The organism is Woronichinia naegeliana WA131 (assembly GCA_025370055.1).
Taxonomy (GTDB): Bacteria; Cyanobacteriota; Cyanobacteriia; order Cyanobacteriales; family Microcystaceae; genus Woronichinia; species Woronichinia naegeliana.
In genome coordinates this window covers 2,517,276-2,539,550 of record CP073041.1, presented here as the reverse complement: position 1 = coordinate 2,539,550, position 22,275 = coordinate 2,517,276, and the positions used below count along the sequence as shown (strand labels likewise).

The window sequence follows — 22,275 nt, the reverse complement described above, 5'->3', positions numbered from 1 at the left end:
ATTAGATTAAAGACCCAAATGTAATCTAATTGCTGCATCAACCAAGCCCATTAATTTATCACTTAAGCTACCAACGCTATCACCATTAATACGCTGTTTAGAGATTGTTCTAATTTGTTGAGATTGAATTTTAGACGGTTTCGGTAAACCACTTTCTGAAGGTTGTAAGAAAATTTCAAATGGGTAGATTTTAGAAACGTTAGAGGTAATTGGCAGAATCGTTATTGTCGTCGCAGCCTGATTATTAATATTATTACTAACAATCAAAACTGGACGGCGTTTTGCAGTTTCGGAACCGATAGAAGGATCAAGATTTGCAAAATAAATCTCACCACGTTTCATCACTGAGTCCATCTCCCGCCGTATTTTCCCAGGTTGAATCAATTTCAAGAGAGGCTTCTCGATAGGCTTCTTCTAATTCGCGTAAGCGCAATAACTGGAGAGCTTCGGAGATTACCTGAGAACGGGAGCGACAACCTGTGGTGTTTTGATAGTGGTCTAGGAACACTACCATTTCTAGCGGTAAGGAAATTGAGATTTTTTGCGACTGCATGGTATGACTGACAGGTAGGAACGCGATACCATCATATCCTTTTTCGCGAGATCGCTGCCTTCAATTGCAAATAAGGAAGTAATGGTGTTTTTTCAAAAAAAGGACATGGTTAGATCGCACTTTCAAAAGCCCAAAAATCGCAGTTTTAAACTTTAATCAATAGGAAGACGGCGATCGCACTATTTCTACGGGAAATTTTTGTAAAATCCTTCTCGACTCTCTATTTTAAGGATTTCGATAACTTCGCCATCCCAAAAAATTCCAATACGATAGCTGTAGTCAAATTTAATGCGATAATATCCTGAGAAGCCTTTTAGTGCTTCAAGATCGGGGATGTCAGATAGTACTTGAGAGGTTCCAATTGCTTCAATACATTTTCTAACTTTTGCGAGAATTTTCTTGTCGTTAATTTTATCTAAATCTTTTTTGAAGCGTTTGGCAATTTGATATTTCATTGAGGCAAACTCTCAAGGAGAGATTGAGACTCTAATTCAGATAAAAATCCTTCTTTCTGAGAATTTTCACAAGCTAAATAAAGGATAAAGTCCTCTAATTCAGAGGCATTATTTTGAAATAAAAGTTGTAGAAAGCCTTGTCGGATTTCTAGTGGTAAGGTTTGAAAGAGGCTATAGAAACCTGTGCTAGTTAGCAAATAATCTGTAATTTCTGCTTGACTCACGGCTATTTTTTCCTTTTTTACACAGTCTTTATCTAAATTATATCGCCATCAAGCTTTCTAAACAATCAGCGATCAAACTTCCCCAGGGGAATCACGTTTTTAAACTTTCATCACAAAAAAGACAGCGATCGCACTTTCAAAAGCCAAAAAATCGCGATTTTAAAGTTTCATCAATAAGAAAATTGTGATCGCCGTCAAATTTGTCAAAAATTCGGTAGGTTGGGTTAAGAAATGCAACCCAACAAATTAAATAACAATGGTGTTAATTCATTTTGGAGAGAGAATATTGTGTGTGTGGAAATGTTGGGTTTCCTTTTGTCAATCCAAACTACGAAGCGGCGATCGCACTAATTTTTAGAAAAAGCTGTTGTCATTATTCTAAGTTCTCTAATTGCTTTTCCACTACGGATAACGGAACAGTAGGGCGTTTTCTGCGATCACTAATCATTTCCCAAAACTGTGCTGACAATTGCAAGTTTAATTGCTCTAGATTGGTGTTTTCTAATCCTAACAAAAGAGCGATCGGTTTACCGTTGTCAGTAATCAGAATTTGTTCTCCTTGAGTAGAGCGCACATAGTCTTGTAATTGTTCGGAAAGCTGCTCTAAGGTTAATTGTTTCATTGCACGATGTCCTCTGTGGTTTGTTCAGGTGTTTTCCGTCGAATAGCTCGAATGTAAACAATTTTTTCCGCTTCATCTACATCATAGAATATTCTGTATGCTCCTATTCGTAATTCCCAAATGGGGGGAACCGATTCAAAACTAGGTATTAAAGATTCCAGAAGTTTGCGATTTCGTGTGGTAACGGTGGGTTCGTAGGTGAGTTGTTGACGAATTGCTTCCAGAATTGGACGACGCTCAAATGCACGAATGTTACTCAATTCTTCAATGGCTAAATCAGTTACTTCAATGGCATAGGTAGGCATCTAAGTTTTCCTGATTAAACCCTCCCAAATTAGATATAAAAGTGTAGGATGCGATCACCATACATTATTGTTCACGATTCTTGGTGTGATCGCCTCTCTTGCATTTTAACATTTCCCCAAAGACATCGCGGTTTTAGTTTAATTAACAAGAAGACAGCGATCTTGGTTTTATCAAAGATAATATTGAATTTCTTTTAGTAAACTAATCTATAATAGTGGCTTTTGTGAAGTTTTAGCTTACGTTTGTGATATACTCACCTTGCAGCAATTTTATAAGAAACTCTACTTTGCCAAATAGTTCATCGTAAGTGATAATTTGAACGTCACTTAATCCTGCTCTAAATAATTCAAAACTTTTTTTCTTCCGTTGCTCAATCAATTCATCACTAATACTACCAATCACAATGATACTTTTTGGATTAAAAACGTTAAATTCATCACCTTCATTGCTAGTGAGTGAATTAAAGTTTTGCAATAGTGATTTTTTATAGTTAGCAATCTGAACTACAGAGCCAGATAATTCAACTGATATATTATAAATATCTCCTCTATATTGAGAACCTAAAAGTTTTGTTTTTGGAGTTTTTATTTCTATCAAGGCAGCATTTTTAGTTAGGTCATTTGCATACAAGAAATCAATAACATTTCCGCCTTTATTGCTGATATTTTTGCCACCTATATATGCTTTATCCTCGATAAGGATTACAGGAAATGAAAATAGTTGAGCAAAGATAAAAGAATTTTGTGAAAAAACTCTCTGCCAAAATTCTTCATCATCATTCTCTTTATTTTCTTGCCAAACTACTAAAGCATTTTTGAGGCTACTCAACCCAATTGCAATATTTAGCTTCTGCAAATCATTAAAATCAAGCCCCTCAAGAACATCGATCACATCTTTTAATTTTGCTGCATTTGTAATCCAATCTACCAATCTAGAAACTATGTCAATACCAGCCCTTTGGCTTATTTCTATAAATTTATGAAGAGTATTTTCAGGAATTAATGATTGGGTTTCTTTGCTGACTAGAACTTCTATTAATCTAGATACTGGATCGACACCTATTTTTTCTGTTAACTCAAGAAACTTTTGAAGAACTTCATCAGGGGTCTCTATAAAGGTTGAAGTATTTTTTGCTTGTTTCAGTATCGATATATGATCTTGAATTATGTTTGGCACAGACGAAAAAGGCGTTAATTCGGGCATCGCCTGAAAATTGTCTCTAATTCTTTTTAAAGTTGATACAGACATTCCGAAAGCTTTTGCTGCTTCTTTGTAACTAGAGTATTGACTCAGCACGGCATTTAGTTCATACACTGCCCTCTCGCGTCCAATAACATTTGCCCATCTTTCTAAGGCTTTTACTCTGTTGGGTGCTCCAAGCTGAACCCCACCAGGATATGCTGCCCAAGCAGCTTTTAAAACATCCATGAATGTCCATTCAGGATCAACAATTATGCTCATGAGTCCTGGTCGTTTTATAATTATAATTTACTAAAAGATATTTTTATATTAAACGAACGAAAGCTCCCGTATAACACTCCAAAAGAAGATGTTATGGTGATTGATTGCTATTTTATTCCCTAGTGAGAACAATTGCCAAATTTAAACTTTCACCCCTTAAGCATAATATTTACTTCAGGAAAAATAACCTCAGCCTCATCCCAAAACTCATCAGTCAAAGGTTGATTATCAGGATCACTTAGGGCATTTTGTTCGATTTCTTCCTCAGTCATCGCGTCAACCCTTGCCCAGTCAGTTTGACCCTTCATTTTTGCCCAGTCTTCTAGCAAGACTCTGGTGATATGTTCTTTGTTCACGTTGATTTGCCCTCCTAGCACTAATAATACGACAGACAGAGCCGCGTAGAGTATAAACAATGCAGAGAACCCGATCATCAATAATTCCTAGTAAAATGATTCTCACTTCACCATAATCTTGACGGTCATCCACACGTTCAACGATGGGATTGGTAAAGACTGCTTGAATGTTAGCAAAATCTATCCCGTGTTTGTCTATATTAGCCTGACATTTATCCTCGTCCCACTCAAAAAACTGCGGAATCTTCATAATTCATAAGTTTATAGTGCGATCGCGGCTTTCGTAAGATTTGCAAATAATAACGTAACGCGCCTTTTAAATTTTCACCCTTTAACCATAACATTTGCTTCAGGAAAAACAACCTCAGCGTTCTCCCAAAACCGATCATCTAGTTTTTGTATATCTGAATAATCAATCTCTTCATCCGATCGGCTGGCTAATGTAGCCTCTTCAATGTCGCTCAATTTGGGTTTCTGATGCGGGTCTGGGGGAAATTTAACGATTTTCATTGTATCAAGCTAATAACAATCGTCCTTTTGGTTCAGGAATATCTCGACCCAATGCTTGCGCTGTTTCAATCCATTCTTGAATGATAACCTCAGCATTTTGTACCGCTTCTTGATAATTTGTACCATCAGCCATACAACCAGGTAGTTCGGGGACTTGCACCAGAAAAGACTGATCCTCTTGACTCCAGTAAATGATCATTTCATAATAGAACTTCATGTTAACCTCCTAGTTTATATTTTAAAATTAAATTACGAATTTGTTTGATTTGGTAGTTCTTAGCTTTTCCTTGATTAGGTTGCAGATTAATAATTTCTTCAATTCCCTCCTTTGTAAAAATATGATGACTTCCCTGTATTCATTCGTTAAATCCCAATTTTTTAAGTAACTGACAAACCGAATCGAAAGGAAGATTAACATCGGAATTACCGAGAAGAATTTTGCTTAATAATTTTTCTTGCTTACTCAATGTTGTTTTTTACTTCCTCAATTTTGATCGTGATCCTTGGAGCGATCGCTGCTTCGTAGATTGATTTGTAGGATTCGTTAACAAATGTAACGCCCCCTTTTCATCCTAAATTTTTACCTCTTAACCATAACATTTGCTTCAGGAATGGTTTTCTCTTTAGGGGTAAACTCAAAGGATACTGGCGTAAAGTTTGCCTTAAAGTTTTCTGGGGTTAGATACTCAGAAAGATCAGCCGTAAGCAGAGATTCAGCTTCCTCATCACTCATTATTTTAGGTAAAATTTTCTTCATAGTTTTGAGCCTCTTTCTTGTGCATATATCGGGCGGAAATAGGTCTAATAAGATTACCTCTCAATGTAAATACGACAAACATCGGCTTACCATTTGGTGAATAACCTACTGCAAGAAATCGTTCCTCCTCTTCAGAGTGCTTGAGATCAGGCGCAACAAATACTTTACTCTGAAAAAAAGCTTCAATCTCCTCAAGAGAAAGCCCATGTTTCTGGCATTTGGCTATGTTTCCTTCATCCCATTCAAACCCATCTTTTTGAATGTTCATAAGCTAATGATAACATCTGAACGCGATCGCCGATTTCATAGGATGTAAGAATAAAATAATATAACGCGCCTTAGTTTCATACAGCAATGGGAGCAGTCATAAAGTGACGTTCGTGGTCAGCCGCATAGGCAATACAAGCTTTCAGGTCTTCTCGTGTTAAATCGGGAAAATCTTCAAGTATTTCCGCCTCCGTCATTTCAGAGGCTAGGTACTCCAGCACCTCATAAACTGTAATACGCAAGCCACGCACGCAGGGTTTGCCACCGCGTTTATCAGGTTCAATTGTGATGTAACTTCGGTAGTCCATAGTAAAAAAGTTAGAATTAATAGACTTATGTAAGTCCAAAGACAAGCAACAAAGATTTCTATCAGAATTCTATCGCCCTTCTGTTTTTGGGGAGAGTTCGTTTTTGAGGTAGAAATGAAGGAGGTGAGTTCTGGATTGCAAAATTCCTTTTGCCAATAGTACAATACAAGGCGATCGCCGTTATGGATGCTTAAGATTGAAAAGTCAGGGCTTTGCCTCGAACTTGATCATTAAATTCCCCATGATTAAAGACAACTTGCCCGTTCACGATTGTTATCACTGGCCATCCTGTTAAACTCCAACCTTCAAAGGAACTCCAGCCGCACTTACTTTGAACCTCAGAGCGTAAAACCGGATGATAATTGGTCAAATCAACAAGAATTAAATCCGCATCATACCCAACTTGAATTAAACCTTTATTGGGAATACTGTAGGCTTTAGCCACTGCTGTTGACATCCAATTAACCACCTGAGCCACCGTACAGCGTCCCTGCATCGCTTGAGTCAACATTAACGGTAACGCCGTTTCCACGCCTGGCATTCCAGACGGAGATTGGGGATAGGTCTGTGCTTTTTCCGCTAGGGTATGGGGAGCATGATCCGTGGCAATACAATCAATCACGCCATCCAGTAAGGCTTGCCAAAGTACGTCATTATTTTCCGGCGATCGCAGAGGGGGATTCATCTGGGCTAAAGTACCAATCTCAGCATAGGCATTCGTATTCAGTAATAAATGTTGGGGAGTGACTTCGGCTGTTACCCAGGCCGGTTTATGGTCACGTAAATAGGTTGCTTCAATTCCCGTTGACAGATGGAGAATATGCAAACGGCGCTGATATTTTTCGGACAATTTGAGAGCTAACTTCGTGGCATTCAGGGCACATTCCTCGTCCTGAATTTGGGAATGAACGGCGGGATCAGTAATCCCAGCAAATAATTTGCGTCTTTCGAGGATACGAGCTTGATCTTCCGCATGGACAGCAATTAAACGACTTCCCTCTGCAAAAATTGGTTCTAAAGCCGCTTCCTGACTAACTAATAGATCGCCATGAGCCGAACCCATAAAAATCTTAATGCCACAGGTCGGATGAGCCGTACGGAGATCGGGTAAATTCTCTGGCGTTGCACCGATAAAAAAACCATAGTTGACCAGAGACTTAGCCGCAGCCCGTTGAAGTTTATCCTCTAGGGTTGCCTGGGTTATGGTCAAGGGTTTGGTATTGGGCATCTCTAAAAAAGCTGTTACCCCTCCCCTCGCACAGGCTCGACTGGCCGTTGCCAGATCCTCTTTATGCTCTAACCCTGGTTCACGAAAATGGACTTGGGGGTCAATTACCCCTGGCAACAAAGTTAATCCGGCTGCGTCTATGATGGAACTATTCGGGGGCGCAACAATCTCTGGGGCAATGGCCTGAATGACTCCCTCGGCGATCAACAGATCTCCCAGTAAGAAATTGCCATTGGGCAACAATATTTGAGCCTGGCGGATTAATTGGGGTAAGGTGGAGTCCATCATTATCTTCTCTAGCGTAAATTTAGACTAATCTTGAGCTTCTTAGACTTCTTAAATTCGTTAGACTAAGAAGAAGGTGACTTTCATTGTAATTTTAATCTTTAACTTTTGCTCAGTTACCCTTAAACTCTTCGCTTACTTAAACCCTTCAGCGATCGCCCCTTTTCTTCTACCATCAACTCACTATGACCACAAGCTTGGATAAAAAGTCCACTAAAACCAGCCAACAGTCTCCAGAAAACCCTTGGTTAGAAGCTGCTAAAACCATCGTTACGGCTGCTATCCTTGCCTTTGGAATTCGCACCTTCGTTGCAGAGGCCCGCTACATCCCTTCTTCTTCGATGGAACCCACTCTTTTAATTAATGATCGGTTAATTATCGAAAAAATTAGTTACCATCTCCATGATCCTAAACGGGGAGATATTGTGGTTTTTAATCCCACGAAAGCTTTACAGGAACGTAATTTTAAAGATGCTTTCATTAAACGGGTTATTGGACTGCCTGGAGATACTATTCAAGTTAAAAACGGCATTGTTTACGTCAATGGTGGAGCGTTATCGGAAAATTATATTGCTCAAAAGCCAGAATATAATTATGGGCCGGTTACAGTTCCCCCGGGCCAATATTTAGTATTAGGAGACAACCGCAATAATAGCTATGATTCCCATTATTGGGGCTTTGTTCCTAAGGATAAATTTGTCGGACGGGCTTTTGTTCGTTTTTGGCCCTTTGATCGACTAGGGATGTTAGATCAACAATCTGGCGAACAACCCAGTCAACAGCCTGCGAAGCTCTTGACTCCCCAAGCCAAACCCTAATTAGGCAACTCCCAAAAAGTACTTAATGCCTAAGCCTGATGCTGTTAATGACCTTCAACATTTGATCTCAAACTCCCTGTACTTCCCCCTAAAAAAGGGGGTGGGAGAGGGTGATATTGAGTAATCCTAGCGAAACATACTGCTCACCGAACTTTCTTCATGAATCCGCCAAATGGCTTCTCCCAATAGGTTGGCTACCGAGAGGATCATCAGTTGGGGGAAGTAATGTTCTTCAGGAATGGGAATGGTATTGGTGACAATGACTTCCTCCAACATCCCACTGGACAAACGAGCGATCGCCGGTTCAGAGAAAACCGCATGGGTCGCACAGGCATACACTTGTCTGGCCCCATTCTGACGTAAAAGTCTGGCCCCTTCGAGGATTGTTCCGGCAGTGTCAATCATGTCATCAACCAGAACAGCAGTTTTGCCTTGGACATCTCCAATCAGGTTGAGCACTTCGGCCACATTATGGGACTGACGACGTTTATCAATAATTGCTAAAGGAGCTTCATTGAGTTTTTTGGCAAAAGCTCTGGCCCTGGCTACTCCACCGACATCCGGCGACACGACCACTAAATCACTGAGTTGTTTGCGGAGGAGATAATCGATGATTACCGGCGAACCATAAACATGGTCAAAGGGAATATCAAAATATCCCTGGATTTGGGCTGAATGGAGATCCATTGCTAAAACCCGACTGGCTCCCGCCTCAGTAATCAAATTGGCCACCAATTTAGCGGCGATCGATTCCCGTCCTGCGGTTTTTCGGTCGGCTCTGGCATAGCCGTAGTAAGGAAGTACCGCCGTAATCTGACGAGCTGAAGCACGACGACAGGCATCGATCATGATCAGCAGTTCCATTAAATTGTCATTAACGGGATGGCAACAGGGTTGGATTAGATATACGTCACCTCCGCGAATTGACTCTTGAATCTGAATGTAAAGTTCTCCATCGGCAAAGCGTTTCCGCAGCATGGGGCCAATGTCCATACCGAGATAGCGAGCCACTTCTAGGGATAGAGAAGGATTAGCCGAGCCAGAAAAGAGACGAAGGCGGTTATTGTCCGATAGCGATGACAGCATCGATTGACGTGTTAAAGTAGCAGTAAGGCTCACAGTGGATACTTTACCCTCAACTTATGGCGTTTTAAATCAGTCCAGAATTAACACTTTTCTGCACAGTGATTGTTTAATTCTCATCATAACCGATTAGTTAAGGTCAGAAATCTGAAATAAGTCTATATAATTTCAGCAATAGGGGTTGCTCAAATTCGTTTTATAAAGATTTTATAAAGGGCCATGAACACATTATTGATTACAGGAACCGATACGGAAGTTGGCAAAACCGCATTAACCACGATCTTAGCCTCCTACTGGTATAAACACCGAGAGGGTAAATCCTTAGGATTAATGAAATTGTTACAAACGGGAGAAGGTGACGATGAACATTATCAATCTTTGTTTGGCCATTGTCTGACCTGGGATATTATTACCCCTCAAAAATGGCAAACCCCTGTGGCTCCTCCGATCGCCGCTCAACGTGAAGGAAAAGCGATCGCCCTGGATCTGGTTTGGCAAACCCTGACCCAATTACAGCAAACCCATCCTTTTGTATTAGTTGAATCCCTCGGCAGTTTAGGTTCTCCTCTGACAGCAGAATTAACGGTGGCCGATCTGGCGGGACTATGGAAACTAGCGGCAATTTTGGTCGTTCCCGTTAAATTAGGGGCAATGGGACAAGCGATCGCCCAGGTAGCTTTAGCGCGTCAAGCCAAGGTCAAATTAAAAGGAATTATTCTAAACTGCCAGGAGGCGATCGCCGAGGAACGCTTAGAAGACTGGGCTTCACCCGCTCTATTGGAAAACTTTACCCAATTACCGATCTTAGGAATTATCCCCCAGATCCCAGCAGACCAGGGCCAAGATCTGAACACCTTGGCAGCCATTGCCTCTCATTTAGATTTAGAACGTTTAGGCATTTAGATAAAGACAAATCGGTATAACTTTAACCAAAACCCCATCATCTCTTAACCTCTTCTTCCCATCATAAAAAGCAATTTTTACAATTGTAGCAAGACAAAAATCATTAAGATGACTTTAGGGTTGGAAAAAGCTTTGTTTAAACGATTCCTTGATAGGATTTTTTGTGCTATCACAGAGAGATAAGAGCAGACAATCTTTCCCACAATTGTGCCTTTGGTATCATTGGTTGCAAACAAAATTCACTCCCTCAATCAAGAATCAAACATAGCCCGCAATTGCTGGTCAAGCTTGTTCTCACCTTCTCCAACAAAAAAACGCAATCATAGAAATTATCTATAAAAATCTCTATCTTTAAATCATGACCATAACAACCGTGAACCTATCCAGTCAAATTAGCCACCCAGAAAGAACTTATTTTGAACGCGCCCTCAAACGATTAGAACAAGATGTTCTACGGATGGGAACCCTGGTGGAAGAATCCTTCCGCCTCAGTCATCAATCTTTATTTGAAAACCAATTAGAAAATATTGCTAAAATTACCATTCTCGAAAAGCAAATTGATCAGTTTTATCGACAAATTGAACAGGAATGTTCTACCTTCCTGACCTTGCAGGCCCCCGTTGCCCAGGACTTACGACTACTGAGTGCCATCATGCAATTAGTTCGAGATTTGGAGCGGATTGGGGATTATGCCCAGGATTTAGCAGAAATTGCCATGAAATTAGTCAGTTATCCCCCTCATAATTGTATGGAAGAAATTGCGGCCATGTCCCGTCATGCTCAACATATGCTGGCCACCAGTTTAATCGCCTTAACAGAGCTAGATCCCTTTGCTGGCCCTAAGGTTAAGCAATTGGATGATACGGTAGATACGGCCTATGAACGTCTTTATAAAGTCCTGGCCTACCAACGAGATATTAAGGGGGTAGTGGAGCCTATTTTGCTTCTCGCTTTGGTGATTCGTCATTTGGAACGGATGGCCGATCATGCTACCAATATTGCTCAACGGGTATCCTATATTGTGACGGGATATCGGGGCTAGTTTCAGCTTTGGCAATCATTCAACCGCATTTAGCTATTGTCCCCTCAGATTAATATTGGCTATCAAGGGGACAAGGCTAAGTCCTTAAACGGCTACTAATTCATAGGGTTTGGTTAAACGCTCTAGTTGTTGCACTAGCAAGCTCAGGAATAAGCCTACATCGGTGACTACCCCCACTGATTCCACAGAACCGCGATCGCTGAGTTTGGTGACAACGGCGGGATTAATATCCACACAGACCATTTTCACACCAGCAGGAGTCATATTACCGACCCCAATGGAATGGAGCATACTAGACAGCATTAAGACCATATCGGCTCCCTGTAAGAGTTCACCATAATGGGTTTGAGCCTTGAGTAGATCCATTTCGGTGTCAGGTAAGGGGCCATCATCTCGAATCGAACCGGCTAGGGCATAGGGAATATTATTTTTCACGCATTCATACATCACGCCCTTATTGACTAAACCTGTTTCGACCGCTTGACGAATACCGCCATAACGACGGATGGTATTGATCACTTTTAAATGATGACGATGGCCACCACGGACTGGAATACCCCGTTGCATATCCACACCCAAAGACGTTCCCATCATGGACTGTTCCATATCATGAACGGCGATCGCATTTCCCCCTAACAGAGCTTGCACATAGCCATCCCGAATCAGTCGAGCCAGATGTTGTGATCCGCCAGTATGAATAACAACAGGGCCCGCCGTCACCACAATTTTGCCCGCTTGATCCCGAATTTTCCGCATTTCCCAGGCGATTTGTTCTACGAGCAATTCTACCCGTCGTTCACTGGAAACCCCGGCCCCCATAAAGGAAAATTCTTTGTTTTCTTTACGGCTATTGTCGTGAGACTCTACTTTTTTAACGGTACGAATCCCCTCTACACCCACCATGACGCGATCGCCGACCTGTAAATCTCTGAGCAAGACACAACGGGCGATCGGCCCATCGGGAGTGATTTGAGCCACAATGGCGGCATCCATTCGCTGATTTTGTACCCTGACCCATTCACAGTTAACCCGTACTTCTGTTGGATAAATAGTACTAACATAGAAGTCATCCGGTGCTACCCCGGCTTGGGTCACAACTTCCGTATTGATATCACAGAGTTCCTGGGGCGGAGGAACTGCACCGAGATCAATCAATTCGGTCATGATCTCTTCCATGATGGTATGGGATGGCGCGGAAATTCGTACTTCGGCGGTGGAAATACTCTGACGTTCAACCCCTAAATTAAAGTTAAGCACCCGAAAACTACCACTATTTTCGACCACTAAATCTAGGGCTTGATTTAATAAACCGGAATCGAGTAAATGGCCTTCCAGACGAACCACACGGCTTTCGATCGGCGCATTGGCATGAACGGTTTCTAAAATCGGTTCCGTCACCCGCAGCGTTAAACATTTAGCGGCTCCCCCAGCTTTTAAAAATTCACTTAGGGGGGTTTCCACCACTTCAAAGCCCCCTTCTCTCAATTGTTGTTTCAGGCGATCGCTTACCTGATTCATGACAATTGTGTTGTTAACATTAACCGCATTGCAAGCAAAACAGACCGCATCTGGTTCTTCCACGACAATGCGTTTTTCGGGGGGAATTCGCATCTCGATCACCCGATTTGAGTAAGAATCAAAAGCAGGAGGATAATAAAGTAAATAACCGCCTGTCAAAGGACAAAAACAGGTATCCAGATGATAGAAACGTTCATCAATTAAACGCAGGGAAACCACTTCGGTGTCCAACCAACCGGCAATGTAGGGATGGGAATCCAATTCCGAACGAAAACCGTAACCCGCCCAAAGCCAGCGTCCTTCCCGATCAAAAAGTGCATCTCCCGCTCCTTCAAAGGGTAAATCCTTCGGCAATTCATAGACCGTAAAGCCATTTTGTTCAAACCATTCTTTGAAATAGGGTTCTTCCCCTTGCCGTTCTTTGTGGAAAAAGCGACTCAGAACCACGTTATCGCCTAGAACTAAACCGGCGTTGGCAGTAAATACCATGTCGGGCCAACCCTTGGCGGGCGGAACTAAATCCACTAAGGCCCGATCTTTGAGAACATGATATAGTTTTTGCCATTGCTCAACGGCGCGATCGCGGGAAGATTTATGAATATTGCCTTCCATCCAGGGATTAATCACATAATCCACATCGTAGTGGTCAGGCGCACACATTAGAATACGAATAGCGTCAGTCATAGTTAGTTAACAAGAAAGAAAATTAATAAAGTCGGAAGAGGCAGGCACAAGAGTAACGGTTTTCCTGAATCAGGCAAATAAACCAACCGTTGATCCTAGCACAGGAAGCTTGGTAATCGGCATCCTTAACAACCAATTCTGTTTTTGCATTTAGGTTATGCAATGAGCGCAAACAACTATTTAGCTCTTTGTGTTTCTGTTGGCAAATCTAGTTGAAAACTATCCCGTTGATGAAAGTCCGCTTCTGGCCCAGGGTGAGTCAAAGCCCAATAACTGAGATTACCGTCAAGGGTTTGGATCACAGTGGTAATACCTGCAATGACTGCCTGAGAAGACGAGAACAGGCCACTCAGATCAAGATTGATCTGGAGCGTAAGCATTTGAGGTGAATGATCAAACTGAAAGGGTGAAATTTTAAAAGCCGTTTCTGTCACCATGCCTTGACGATAATCGCTAAAACGATAGCAATTCCAATGACCCGATGGTGAGAGGTTAAATTCCCAGTAATCAGGCTGATCAGTGAGGCCGAGAAAAAATTCAAAACAGGTTGTTTGCCAGAGATTATCTTGACGAGTAGGTGAAGTAGCAGGAGCAGGAATCGCAATTTGATCAATTTCTCCAGTCACAAGCCAGCTTAAGGAAAGTTGAGAGGCTAAACGTTCTATTTGCCCCGTAATCGTAATCTGTGGTAGCGTTTGATCTGGCTGAAAAGGAATGAGGAAAAAAGCTGTCATTTATGATGTAGCGTCAAGGTATTTATTTCTGCGATTTGTATCTTAATTTTATAATCCAAGAATTTTATAATCCAAGAGCGAACAAAAATATAAAGTAAAGCACCCTGTTTTAGTCGATAGGGTACTTTTTATTGTTTATTAACATTACCCGAACGGTAACGATTTGTTATTCTGGCAATGGTTTAGAGTTAGTCTTAAAATCCTGAAAACTTTACCCTGTCTATATTCTACGGAGAGGGAGGGATTCGAACCCTCGTTGAAGTTACCCCCAAACAGCATTTCCAGTGCTGCGCCTTCAACCGCTCGGCCACCTCTCCTCGTTGGTTACAAGCATCTATCATACAATAAAACTTGTCCGATAATTACATTTCATTGCCAAATTTTTTTATGTCCTCTTTTTACCGGGTTTGTATTCACCATCGTCAAGCAGCAGAAACCTATCAGTTATCGGTTCCCAGCGATCGCTATATCCTCCACAGTGTGGAAAAGCAGGGGTATGAGTTACCCTTTTCTTGTCGTAATGGAGCCTGTACTAGTTGTGCCGTGCGAGTGATCTCAGGTGAAATTTATCAACCCGAAGCGGTTGGTCTGTCCCAGGAATTACGCGATCGCGGCTATGCCTTGTTATGTGTCAGCTATACCCGCTCAGATCTAGAAGTCGAAACCCAAGACGAAGATGAAGTCTATGAATTGCAATTCGGTCGCTATTTTGGCAGAGGGCGTGTCCGTTTTGGTTTACCCTTAGATGAAGATTAGAACGTACTTCCCCCCATTCTCTATGCGTCTAGATAAAATCCCCTTACAAAATTGGTTAGATGTCTCAACCGAAGCCGTGTTAGCCGCCGGAGCGATTCTTGAAGATCTATGGGGGAACTTAGAAACCGTTCAGGAAAAGGGATTAGCTGGTGATTTAGTCACGGAAGCGGATCGCAAAGCCGAGTCCCTCATTTTAGATGTTCTAGAACGTCACTGTCCGCACCATGCCATCCTCGCTGAGGAATCAGGCTATCAAGGGGAACAACAAAGTACCTATCTCTGGGCGATCGATCCGCTTGATGGCACCACCAATTATGCCCATAGTTACCCTATCTCTTGCGTGTCCGTAGGCTTAATGGTAGAAGGCGTTCCCCAACTCGGAGCCATTTACAACCCTTTTCGTCGAGAACTATTCCGTGCCGCCAAAGGACTGGGGGCCACTCTCAATCGCCGTCCTATCCAGGTTTCTGCTAGTCCAACCCTTGCCAAAAGCCTTTTAGTTTCTGGTTTTGCCTATGATCGTCGAGAAACCCTAGACAATAATTATGCCGAATTTTGCCATTTAACCCACCTAACCCAGGGCGTTAGACGCAGTGGCTCAGCAGCCTTGGATCTCACTGATGTGGCCTGCGGTCGGCTGGATGGCTATTGGGAAAGGGGTATCAAAGCTTGGGATATTACGGCTGGCATTGTTATCTTAGAGGAAGCGGGAGGAAAAGTAACTGCCTACGATCAGAGTCCGTTAGATATTACCTCTGGACGGATTTTGGCCACCAATGGTCTCATTCATGCGGAACTGAGTCAAGCTTTAGTCAGTACTGACACTTGGTTTCAGGCTTTCACTCAGGCAAAAAACACCAGATAAGGATGTTTGTCGGGATTTACCCCAAGCTTCATAAACGAATCTAGTCAACACACCTGATCATGGAATAACGAAGTATAACGGGGTTAATCGGAGCAAAAAGAATCTTGTCGATAAGAGAATTCCCTCCTTTTTTTGCTACAATCGTTATTAAGTTTCAAACCGCGTAGGTTGCGCGATTGTTGGAATTGACAAGTGTTGATACGTCACAACTCGATTCTCAGTTCGAGACTCTTAAAAAGGCTCGCGCTGGGGAGCAGTTTACCAGAGATAATGGGGTCGTACTGCACTCAAATACCAATGTTGCCGAAGGTATCCTGCAAGAAGGGAGAATTTTGAACTCCCCGCCTCCTTGTTTTTAAAAAAACAAAGGAAATATTGCTAGAACGGACTCGGAAGTTTCCAGTAATTGACACCACAAGGAAGTTGATTATTGGAGGCGAAAACGGACAAAGGCAAGTCCCAGACCCTAGAACCAAGGAAGCGTAAGCCTCCATCGGTCAATCGGGGAGCGAATATAAAGCAGTTGACGCTGTTTAACTTCGGTTAACTCCGTTTTCTGTGTGCCTCTTTTCGATAATTTCTACCAGATAATAGAGATTAGGGTAACGGTGGTAAAACATAAACACTAATCATGATAGCTTTTCCCATTAAGCAAGGAATTTTTAAATATGAAGTAATGGATCATCATGCCATTTTAGGTGCGCCTTTAAATGCGAATAGCCAACAAATTCGGCAGTGTTATCTCAAAATTGCCTATCTTTTACATCCTGATACTTGTAAAGCTAAGTCTGATGTCGAGAAAAAACGGGCGGTTAAATTATTTTCTCGCTTGGTTAATCCAGCCTACGAACTGCTCTCACGGGAGAGTAATCGTACTGAACACCTATTGATTCTGTCCCAAACGGCTAAGAGCCATCTGGAAGACAAGGATAAGATTACCATTGCGAATCCAGAGACCAGGGCCTTGTTTGAGGCTAAAAATAACTTAGATTTACTCTATCACCAACAACTGCATCGTCTTACCACAAATCTTTATTTGGATCTAGAACGGCTCCTACCCCAGGTGGCCCAGATTAGCGAGCTTAATCTTGTTTATCTTTTCATGAGGGCTGGTGAGTCTCCTCGCATAACACCCATTGCCATTGCCACTTCAACTTCAACGATTGCCCCCCTATCGCCCTCAGTTTCTACAGCCCAATCGGCTCCCAAAGTACAAAATACTCGGGTTCGTCGGGAGCCAAGTCGCTCGGAAGCGCCGAAGATTCCCCCCAAAGAGAGGTATTTACGACGAGCACAGGAATATTATGAACGGGATAATTTTAATCAGGCGATCGCCGAATTACGGGAAGTGCTGAAAATCGACCCGAAAGAGAGTCGGGCCCATTGTTTATTAGGTTTGTCCTATCTCAAGAGTAATATGTTAACGATGGCCAAGGTTCATATCAATACAGCCTCGGAGTTAAGCCCGAATGATCCGACTGTTTTGATGGCCAAACGTCAATTAGAAAAAAATACGACCAATCCGGGGGCCAAAAAGGCAGACGATAAATCCAGTAAAAGCACTTTTTTGGGAGGCTTATTCGGTGGCAAGAAAAAGTAGAATGGGAAAGCTTGATGCCATAGTTAAACCTGTTTAATTTCTTTTATGATTCATCAACCACCAGCCGGAGCAAGGGATTTACTGCCTGTTGAAGTTGCCCAAAAAGCTTGGATTAATGACCGCCTCCAAAAAGTCTTTCAGGGCTGGGGTTATCAACGCATTGTCACTTCTACCCTGGAATGGTTAGACACCTTAGTGGCCGGAGGGGCGATTGAACCAACGACGGTAATCCAACTGCGGGATAGTGCGGAAGGGGCTTTAGGCTTGCGGCCAGAGTTAACAGCTTCGATCGCCAGGGCGGCCATGACCCGGATGAGTGACAGTGGCTATCCTCAACGCCTTTGCTATCGAGCCAATGTTTTCCGTAATCCACCAACGGGTTATCACGGCAAGCAACTGGAATTTTATCAAGCGGGCGTTGAGTTACTATTTGTGGGCGGTGTGCTAGCGGATGCGGAAATTTTATTATTAATGGCAGAGTCTTTGAAAGCTCTAGGGATTGAACAGTGGCAGGTGATTTTAGGAGAGGCCGGCTTAACGCGATCGCTGTTGGCTCGTTTTCCTGAGGCTTTACGTAAATCGGTGAGAGAATGTATTACTGACCTAGACTACGTTAAATTGCAAGGGCTAGATTATCCTTCAGTAGCTTTGCGAGATTGGGCCTTGCAGCTATTTGATCTGCGGGGAGAAGCAGCAGATATCTTACCAAAAGTGGCCCAACTGGATTTGGATGGGGATAGCCGCGATCGGGTAAACAATTTAAAATCATTGGTAGAACTGGTTCAAAATACTCAAGATTGCCCCTTAGCTCTGATTTTAGATCTCAGTTGGCTTCAGCCCTTTGATTACTACACTGGTATCGTTTTTCAAGTAGTCAATACCGCCGCCGATCAATGGCGTGTTCTCGGTCAAGGCGGACGCTACGATCAGTTGTTAGGGCTTTACCATCCCCAAAAACAATCATTGCCTGGGATCGGTTTTTCGCTCAATATTGAAGATTTACACGCTAGTTTGCTCTCTAGTGACCATTTACCCAAAACTACACCGGCGATCGATTGGCTGGTTATTCCCCAAACCCCCGATGTGGAGATTGCCGCTTTCCGCTATGCCCAAAGTTTGCGTTCAAACGATGACTCTCTACGGGTGGAATTAGACTTAGGACAGCGTACAGAGACGGAAATTAAGGACTATGCCCTGGATTGTCAGATTCAACAATTGGCTTGGGTCAGTCCAGAGGGACAGATACGGACAGAAGTGCTTTCAAAATCATCTTATTGACGGGGAAAGCCGATGGCTAACTTGGCCTTTGCGCTCGAAATGTCTCCTGCTCCCTGGTCGGCGATCGCTGGGGTGGGGGTTTATCTGGGGGTTTTAATCCTGATTGCAGAAACCCTAAACCGTTTTTCTAATCAGCAGGGTGAAGTGACTCGCAAAATTGTCCATATTGGCAGTGGACAGGTGGTGCTTCTGGCTTGGTGGTTGAAGATTCCGGCTTGGATCGGTGTTGGGGCGGCGATCGTTGCAGGGGGCGTGGCCATTTTGTCCTACTTTTTGCCCATTTTGCCGAGCTTGGAAAGTGTGGGAAGACGCAGTTTAGGGACTTTTTTCTATGCGATCAGTATGGGCTTGTTAATTGGTTACTTTTTCTCCCGTCAGCAGCCAGAATACGCAGCCCTTGGCATTTTAATTATGGCCTGGGGAGATGGTCTCGCAGCCTTAATTGGTCAAAACTTTGGTCAGCATCCCTATCAGCTTTGGGGGATTCGTAAAACCTGGGAAGGATCGTTGACGATGTTGGTGGTTAGTTTTGTCGTCACTGTTTTGATGCTAGGTATCATTCAGCCAATCAGTCTTTCTTTAATGGCGATCGCCCTGATAGTAGCGATATTGGCAACCTTTCTAGAAACCTTTTCCAAATTTGGAATCGATAACTTAACGGTTCCCCTAGGGAGTGCTATTCTGGCTTTTAGTTTGTCTCAATTTATCCTTTAACCCCTAAAGTCCTGTGTTTGCGATCACTACCCACTCCGATCAATATCTAACCTATACCCTCACCGATCACAAGCACCTAGTACGGTTAGAAGTGGTGCCAGAACGGGGCGGAATTGTGACTCGTTGGACATTACAGGGTCAGGATTTGCTCTATCTGGATCAGGAACGTTTTCAAGATCCCAATCTCAGTATTCGCGGTGGTATTCCCATTCTTTTTCCGATTTGTGGTAATTTACCCGGCGATCGCTATAACCATCCTCAACAGACCTATCACCTCAAACAACATGGTTTTGCGCGGGATCTGCCTTGGCAAGTCATAGACCAGACCACCGATGTCTGCGCCAGCTTAACCCTCAGACTCGCCAGCAACGAAATCACAAGAGCCAATTATCCATTTGATTTTGAAGTTCTCTTTACCTACCAACTCCAGGGCAATAGCCTTAAGATCCAACAGCGTTACACGAATCACTCCGACGAGATTATGCCCTTTTCCACTGGGCTACATCCCTATTTTTGGATCAAGGATAAGAGTCAACTCCGCTTTGATATTCCGGCGACCATGTATCAAGATCAAAAACGATTAGCAGTTTTTCCCTTTGAAGATCGTTTTGACTTTGAACAGCCAGAAATTGATGCGGTCTTTAAGGCGATTAAACGCCATTCCGCCAGTTTTACCGATCCAGAGCGGAGTTTAACCCTTTCCCTCAAATATTCTGATCAGTATTCAACCGTCGTCTTTTGGACGCTTCAGGGCAAGGACTATATTTGTTTGGAACCCTGGACTGCCCCCCGTAACGCTTTAAATACCGGAGAAAAACTGATTAAGCTAGAACCGGAGCAATCTCTAGACACGATTGTCGAACTAACAGCGGAACTTTTTTGAAAACTGCTTGCATTCTTCTGGCAACTATGTTAAATTTGTAAATCGTGTGAACAAAGTGAATTTGTCAACACAACGGGTCGCTAGCTCAGCGGTAGAGCACTCGGCTTTTAACCGATTGGTCTTGGGTTCGAATCCCAGGCGACCCATTTTAAATGCAAATTATTGATCTTTCTTTTTTGTTCTTCGCCAATTCAAAAATTGATGGGGCTTTTCTTATCTTAGCAACGCTTTTTCTTTCGTAATTTGATGGTAGTGGCGAACGGCATAAATTTATTGCGAAAAAATCAGCACACTGTAGGGGCCGATCGCAATCCTGCCACAGCCAGGAAACTGATCGTAGTAACCTGACTCAGCCATAACATCAGTACTGGGACAATTGTGAAAATCCTCATTGTAACCTTGCCAATCACTGTTACACCGCAATTTCCAGAGGCCTGGAGCCGGAAAACCCAGGAGATAATTCGATTGCGCTTCATGGAAAAAGTTAGCCACCACCACCACATCATCTCCTACTCCGCCCTTGTCCCAGCGATGAAAAGCGATCAAGTTGCGTTCTTCATTAAGATGATAGACCTGGGTAAACTGTCCGCAAAGACCCTGACTAAAACCATCCAGATTGCGCCGTAAGTGAATGAGATCATGGTATAGGCGCAAAATGCCGTGAAATTCTTCCCGTTGTTCCCAAACCACCGGAATCGTATCGCGGAACCAACCTCCTTCTAAGAATTCCTGACCTTGGAAAAGCATCGGAATCCCTGGAGCCGTTAATACCATTGCTGCTGCGAGGGTTGATCGTTTCCTGGCATACCAACCTTTAGAGTCCTTGGGGCTGATCTCATGGGGAACACGGGCTTTACCGTTCGATACTTCATCGTGAGATTCGCTGTAAATGACCCGATCCCAAGCATCATCGTTGTAGCGATAATAGATGGCATCCCGGATCGCCGCCAGGGAACGGTGTTCGTCTAGGGTCGTAATCACTGCCTGACGGATCGGGTGAACGAACATGGCATCCCACTGAGAAGCAAATCCGGCTCCTCCGGCTCCTACGTCTTTAGTTAGCCACTTGTTACTTTGCAAATCTTCGGCGATCGCAATACGGCCAGGAAATTTTCGGGAAATCTCGCTATTAATCCACTGAAGTAAGCTCCAACCATCGGGTAAGCTATGCTCTTCAGAACCGTGAACAGTGCGAATAAATTGCGTACAATCAAAGCGCAGACCATCAATGTGATATTCCTCTAGCCACATCAACACATTGTCAATAATGTATTGCCGCACTTCCCCTCGTCCGTAATCAGGCCGGGTTTCTCCCCAGGGTGTATGGCTTCGCTCATCGTTATAAAAATAAATGCCACCGCGATCGTTCTCCTGCCAACCATCAAACTGCCAAAGATCGAGATCGCTAGGGCCGAGGTGATTATAAACCACGTCTAAAATGACAGCAATGCCAGCTTGGTGAGCAAGTTTAATAAATTGCTTAAAGGCTAAGGGGCCGCCATAGGTAATCTCAACAGAAAAAATGTGGGAAGGATTGTAACCCCAGGAGCGTTCTCCCGCAAACTCACCGATGGGCATGACTTGGATCGCATTAATCCCCAGCTTTTTTAAATATTCCAAACGGGCTGAGATCGAAGGAAATTTCCCCGGACGATTCAGATCTTCCTCATCATTAAAAGTGCCGACATGAAGTTCATAGATGATCAGTTCATTCCAGGGAGCAATATAAAAATCATCCCCTTGCCAATCAAAGCTCGGATCATGGACGATCGCCTGCCCCACAGAATTTGTCACCTCACGGGCATAGGGATCAATGCGCTTAAACTCTCCCCAGGGTGTAGAAAGCAGAAAACGATACTGATCGCCTGCTTTTGCCTCTTTGATGTTGAGATACCAATTGCCATTTTCTTCTGCTTTCATCGGGTGTTTCGTACCATCCCAATTATTAAAGGAACCGATCACAGAAACACTGGTGGCATTGGGTGCCCAGACACGAAAGGCAACGCCTTCTGAATGTAGAATTGAACCCATTCCCTTAATCTTAGTTGCAGATTTCATGATTTTT

At 43.1% G+C, this 22,275-nt stretch carries 28 protein-coding genes and 2 tRNA genes; 10 read left to right on the top strand and 20 right to left on the bottom strand.

The annotated features are described in order from the left end of the window. Positions 1 to 6: 6 nt before the first annotated feature. From KA717_13040 to KA717_12970, 15 genes are all read right to left on the bottom strand, one after another. Positions 7 to 342 (bottom strand): type II toxin-antitoxin system PemK/MazF family toxin, encoded by a 336-nt coding sequence (locus KA717_13040; GenBank protein UXE63462.1) that lies wholly within the window; start codon positions 340 to 342, stop codon positions 7 to 9. Continuing rightward, positions 329 to 514, bottom strand: coding sequence for a hypothetical protein (locus tag KA717_13035; GenBank protein ID UXE63461.1), 186 nt, complete (start codon positions 512 to 514; stop codon positions 329 to 331). The genes KA717_13040 and KA717_13035 overlap by 14 nt, the downstream gene beginning before the upstream one ends. A gap of 224 nt (positions 515 to 738) precedes the next feature. Beyond that, positions 739 to 1,008 carry a type II toxin-antitoxin system RelE/ParE family toxin gene (locus KA717_13030; protein ID UXE63460.1) on the bottom strand — a complete coding sequence of 90 codons (270 nt, stop codon included), beginning with the start codon at positions 1,006 to 1,008 and terminating at the stop codon, positions 739 to 741. After that, positions 1,005 to 1,232, bottom strand: coding sequence for a hypothetical protein (locus tag KA717_13025; protein ID UXE63459.1), 228 nt, complete (start codon positions 1,230 to 1,232; stop codon positions 1,005 to 1,007). The genes KA717_13030 and KA717_13025 overlap by 4 nt, the downstream gene beginning before the upstream one ends. A gap of 373 nt (positions 1,233 to 1,605) precedes the next feature. Further along, positions 1,606 to 1,854 (bottom strand): type II toxin-antitoxin system prevent-host-death family antitoxin, encoded by a 249-nt coding sequence (locus KA717_13020; protein ID UXE63458.1) that lies wholly within the window; start codon positions 1,852 to 1,854, stop codon positions 1,606 to 1,608. Further along, the gene (locus KA717_13015; protein UXE63457.1) at positions 1,851 to 2,159 is read right to left on the bottom strand and encodes a type II toxin-antitoxin system RelE/ParE family toxin; all 309 of its coding nucleotides are present in this window, start codon (positions 2,157 to 2,159) and stop codon (positions 1,851 to 1,853) included. The genes KA717_13020 and KA717_13015 overlap by 4 nt, the downstream gene beginning before the upstream one ends. Before the next feature lie 232 nt (positions 2,160 to 2,391). Further along, positions 2,392 to 3,621 carry a DUF4263 domain-containing protein gene (locus tag KA717_13010; protein ID UXE63456.1) on the bottom strand — a complete coding sequence of 410 codons (1,230 nt, stop codon included), beginning with the start codon at positions 3,619 to 3,621 and terminating at the stop codon, positions 2,392 to 2,394. Positions 3,622 to 3,770: 149 nt separating this feature from the next. Continuing rightward, the gene (locus KA717_13005) at positions 3,771 to 3,950 is read right to left on the bottom strand and encodes a hypothetical protein (GenBank protein UXE64948.1); all 180 of its coding nucleotides are present in this window, start codon (positions 3,948 to 3,950) and stop codon (positions 3,771 to 3,773) included. Then, positions 3,913 to 4,227 (bottom strand): BrnT family toxin, encoded by a 315-nt coding sequence (locus KA717_13000; GenBank protein UXE63455.1) that lies wholly within the window; start codon positions 4,225 to 4,227, stop codon positions 3,913 to 3,915. Before KA717_13000 ends, KA717_13005 begins: the two co-directional genes overlap by 38 nt. A 74-nt stretch (positions 4,228 to 4,301) precedes the next feature. Continuing rightward, positions 4,302 to 4,442, bottom strand: a complete 141-nt coding sequence (locus KA717_12995; GenBank protein ID UXE63454.1) for a hypothetical protein — start codon at positions 4,440 to 4,442, stop codon at positions 4,302 to 4,304. Between the two features lie 49 nt (positions 4,443 to 4,491). After that, on the bottom strand, positions 4,492 to 4,704 hold the full coding sequence (locus tag KA717_12990; protein ID UXE63453.1) for a type II toxin-antitoxin system HicB family antitoxin: 213 nt from the start codon (positions 4,702 to 4,704) through the stop codon (positions 4,492 to 4,494). A 363-nt stretch (positions 4,705 to 5,067) separates the two neighbouring features. Next, positions 5,068 to 5,244: a hypothetical protein gene (locus KA717_12985; GenBank protein UXE63452.1), complete on the bottom strand. Its 177-nt coding sequence runs from the start codon at positions 5,242 to 5,244 to the stop codon at positions 5,068 to 5,070. Continuing rightward, positions 5,225 to 5,512 (bottom strand): BrnT family toxin, encoded by a 288-nt coding sequence (locus KA717_12980; GenBank protein UXE63451.1) that lies wholly within the window; start codon positions 5,510 to 5,512, stop codon positions 5,225 to 5,227. The genes KA717_12985 and KA717_12980 overlap by 20 nt, the downstream gene beginning before the upstream one ends. A 76-nt stretch (positions 5,513 to 5,588) precedes the next feature. Then, positions 5,589 to 5,819: a DUF433 domain-containing protein gene (locus KA717_12975; GenBank protein UXE64646.1), complete on the bottom strand. Its 231-nt coding sequence runs from the start codon at positions 5,817 to 5,819 to the stop codon at positions 5,589 to 5,591. Positions 5,820 to 6,009: 190 nt separating this feature from the next. After that, positions 6,010 to 7,335, bottom strand: coding sequence for a dihydroorotase (locus KA717_12970; GenBank protein ID UXE63450.1), 1,326 nt, complete (start codon positions 7,333 to 7,335; stop codon positions 6,010 to 6,012). A 182-nt stretch (positions 7,336 to 7,517) separates the two neighbouring features. Here KA717_12970 and lepB point away from each other — a divergent pair, with 182 nt between their 5' ends. Then, positions 7,518 to 8,150 (top strand): signal peptidase I, encoded by a 633-nt coding sequence (gene lepB / locus KA717_12965; protein ID UXE63449.1) that lies wholly within the window; start codon positions 7,518 to 7,520, stop codon positions 8,148 to 8,150. A 126-nt stretch (positions 8,151 to 8,276) separates the two neighbouring features. On the opposite strand, the gene KA717_12960 is transcribed toward lepB, so the two are convergent. Beyond that, complete coding sequence (locus KA717_12960; GenBank protein UXE63448.1) at positions 8,277 to 9,236, bottom strand: ribose-phosphate pyrophosphokinase; 960 nt, start codon at positions 9,234 to 9,236, stop codon at positions 8,277 to 8,279. A gap of 216 nt (positions 9,237 to 9,452) precedes the next feature. On the opposite strand from KA717_12960, the gene bioD reads away from it, so the two are divergent. After that, on the top strand, positions 9,453 to 10,136 hold the full coding sequence (bioD, locus tag KA717_12955; GenBank protein UXE63447.1) for a dethiobiotin synthase: 684 nt from the start codon (positions 9,453 to 9,455) through the stop codon (positions 10,134 to 10,136). A gap of 358 nt (positions 10,137 to 10,494) precedes the next feature. After that, complete coding sequence (gene phoU, locus KA717_12950; protein UXE63446.1) at positions 10,495 to 11,178, top strand: phosphate signaling complex protein PhoU; 684 nt, start codon at positions 10,495 to 10,497, stop codon at positions 11,176 to 11,178. A gap of 84 nt (positions 11,179 to 11,262) precedes the next feature. Here phoU and KA717_12945 read toward each other — a convergent pair whose 3' ends face one another. From KA717_12945 to KA717_12935, 3 genes are all read right to left on the bottom strand, one after another. Continuing rightward, the gene (locus KA717_12945) at positions 11,263 to 13,380 is read right to left on the bottom strand and encodes a TIGR00300 family protein (protein ID UXE63445.1); all 2,118 of its coding nucleotides are present in this window, start codon (positions 13,378 to 13,380) and stop codon (positions 11,263 to 11,265) included. A 176-nt stretch (positions 13,381 to 13,556) separates the two neighbouring features. Then, a complete protein-coding gene (locus tag KA717_12940) occupies positions 13,557 to 14,114 on the bottom strand; it encodes a DOMON-like domain-containing protein (protein UXE63444.1) in 558 nt (185 codons plus the stop codon). A 230-nt stretch (positions 14,115 to 14,344) separates the two neighbouring features. Next, positions 14,345 to 14,431, bottom strand: a tRNA-Ser gene (locus tag KA717_12935). Between the two features lie 70 nt (positions 14,432 to 14,501). Between KA717_12935 and KA717_12930 the strand changes: the two genes are divergently transcribed. The 7 genes from KA717_12930 (at position 14,502) to KA717_12900 (ending at position 20,356) form a co-directional block, all read left to right on the top strand. Beyond that, complete coding sequence (locus KA717_12930) at positions 14,502 to 14,870, top strand: 2Fe-2S iron-sulfur cluster-binding protein (GenBank protein UXE63443.1); 369 nt, start codon at positions 14,502 to 14,504, stop codon at positions 14,868 to 14,870. A gap of 22 nt (positions 14,871 to 14,892) precedes the next feature. Continuing rightward, a complete protein-coding gene (locus KA717_12925) occupies positions 14,893 to 15,735 on the top strand; it encodes an inositol monophosphatase (GenBank protein UXE63442.1) in 843 nt (280 codons plus the stop codon). 631 nt (positions 15,736 to 16,366) lie between these two features. Further along, complete coding sequence (locus tag KA717_12920) at positions 16,367 to 17,335, top strand: J domain-containing protein (protein ID UXE63441.1); 969 nt, start codon at positions 16,367 to 16,369, stop codon at positions 17,333 to 17,335. A 45-nt stretch (positions 17,336 to 17,380) separates the two neighbouring features. Next, positions 17,381 to 18,613 carry an ATP phosphoribosyltransferase regulatory subunit gene (locus tag KA717_12915; protein ID UXE63440.1) on the top strand — a complete coding sequence of 411 codons (1,233 nt, stop codon included), beginning with the start codon at positions 17,381 to 17,383 and terminating at the stop codon, positions 18,611 to 18,613. A 39-nt stretch (positions 18,614 to 18,652) separates the two neighbouring features. Then, positions 18,653 to 19,327, top strand: coding sequence for an SEC59/DGK1/VTE5 family protein (locus tag KA717_12910; GenBank protein UXE64645.1), 675 nt, complete (start codon positions 18,653 to 18,655; stop codon positions 19,325 to 19,327). Positions 19,328 to 19,340: 13 nt separating this feature from the next. Continuing rightward, on the top strand, positions 19,341 to 20,210 hold the full coding sequence (locus KA717_12905; protein ID UXE63439.1) for an aldose epimerase: 870 nt from the start codon (positions 19,341 to 19,343) through the stop codon (positions 20,208 to 20,210). 74 nt (positions 20,211 to 20,284) lie between these two features. Further along, a tRNA-Lys gene (locus tag KA717_12900) sits at positions 20,285 to 20,356 on the top strand. A 124-nt stretch (positions 20,357 to 20,480) separates the two neighbouring features. On the opposite strand, the gene KA717_12895 is transcribed toward KA717_12900, so the two are convergent. Further along, entirely contained in the window at positions 20,481 to 22,268 is a 1,788-nt protein-coding gene (locus KA717_12895) for an alpha-amylase family glycosyl hydrolase (GenBank protein UXE63438.1), read from the bottom strand. Positions 22,269 to 22,275: the final 7 nt, after the last annotated feature.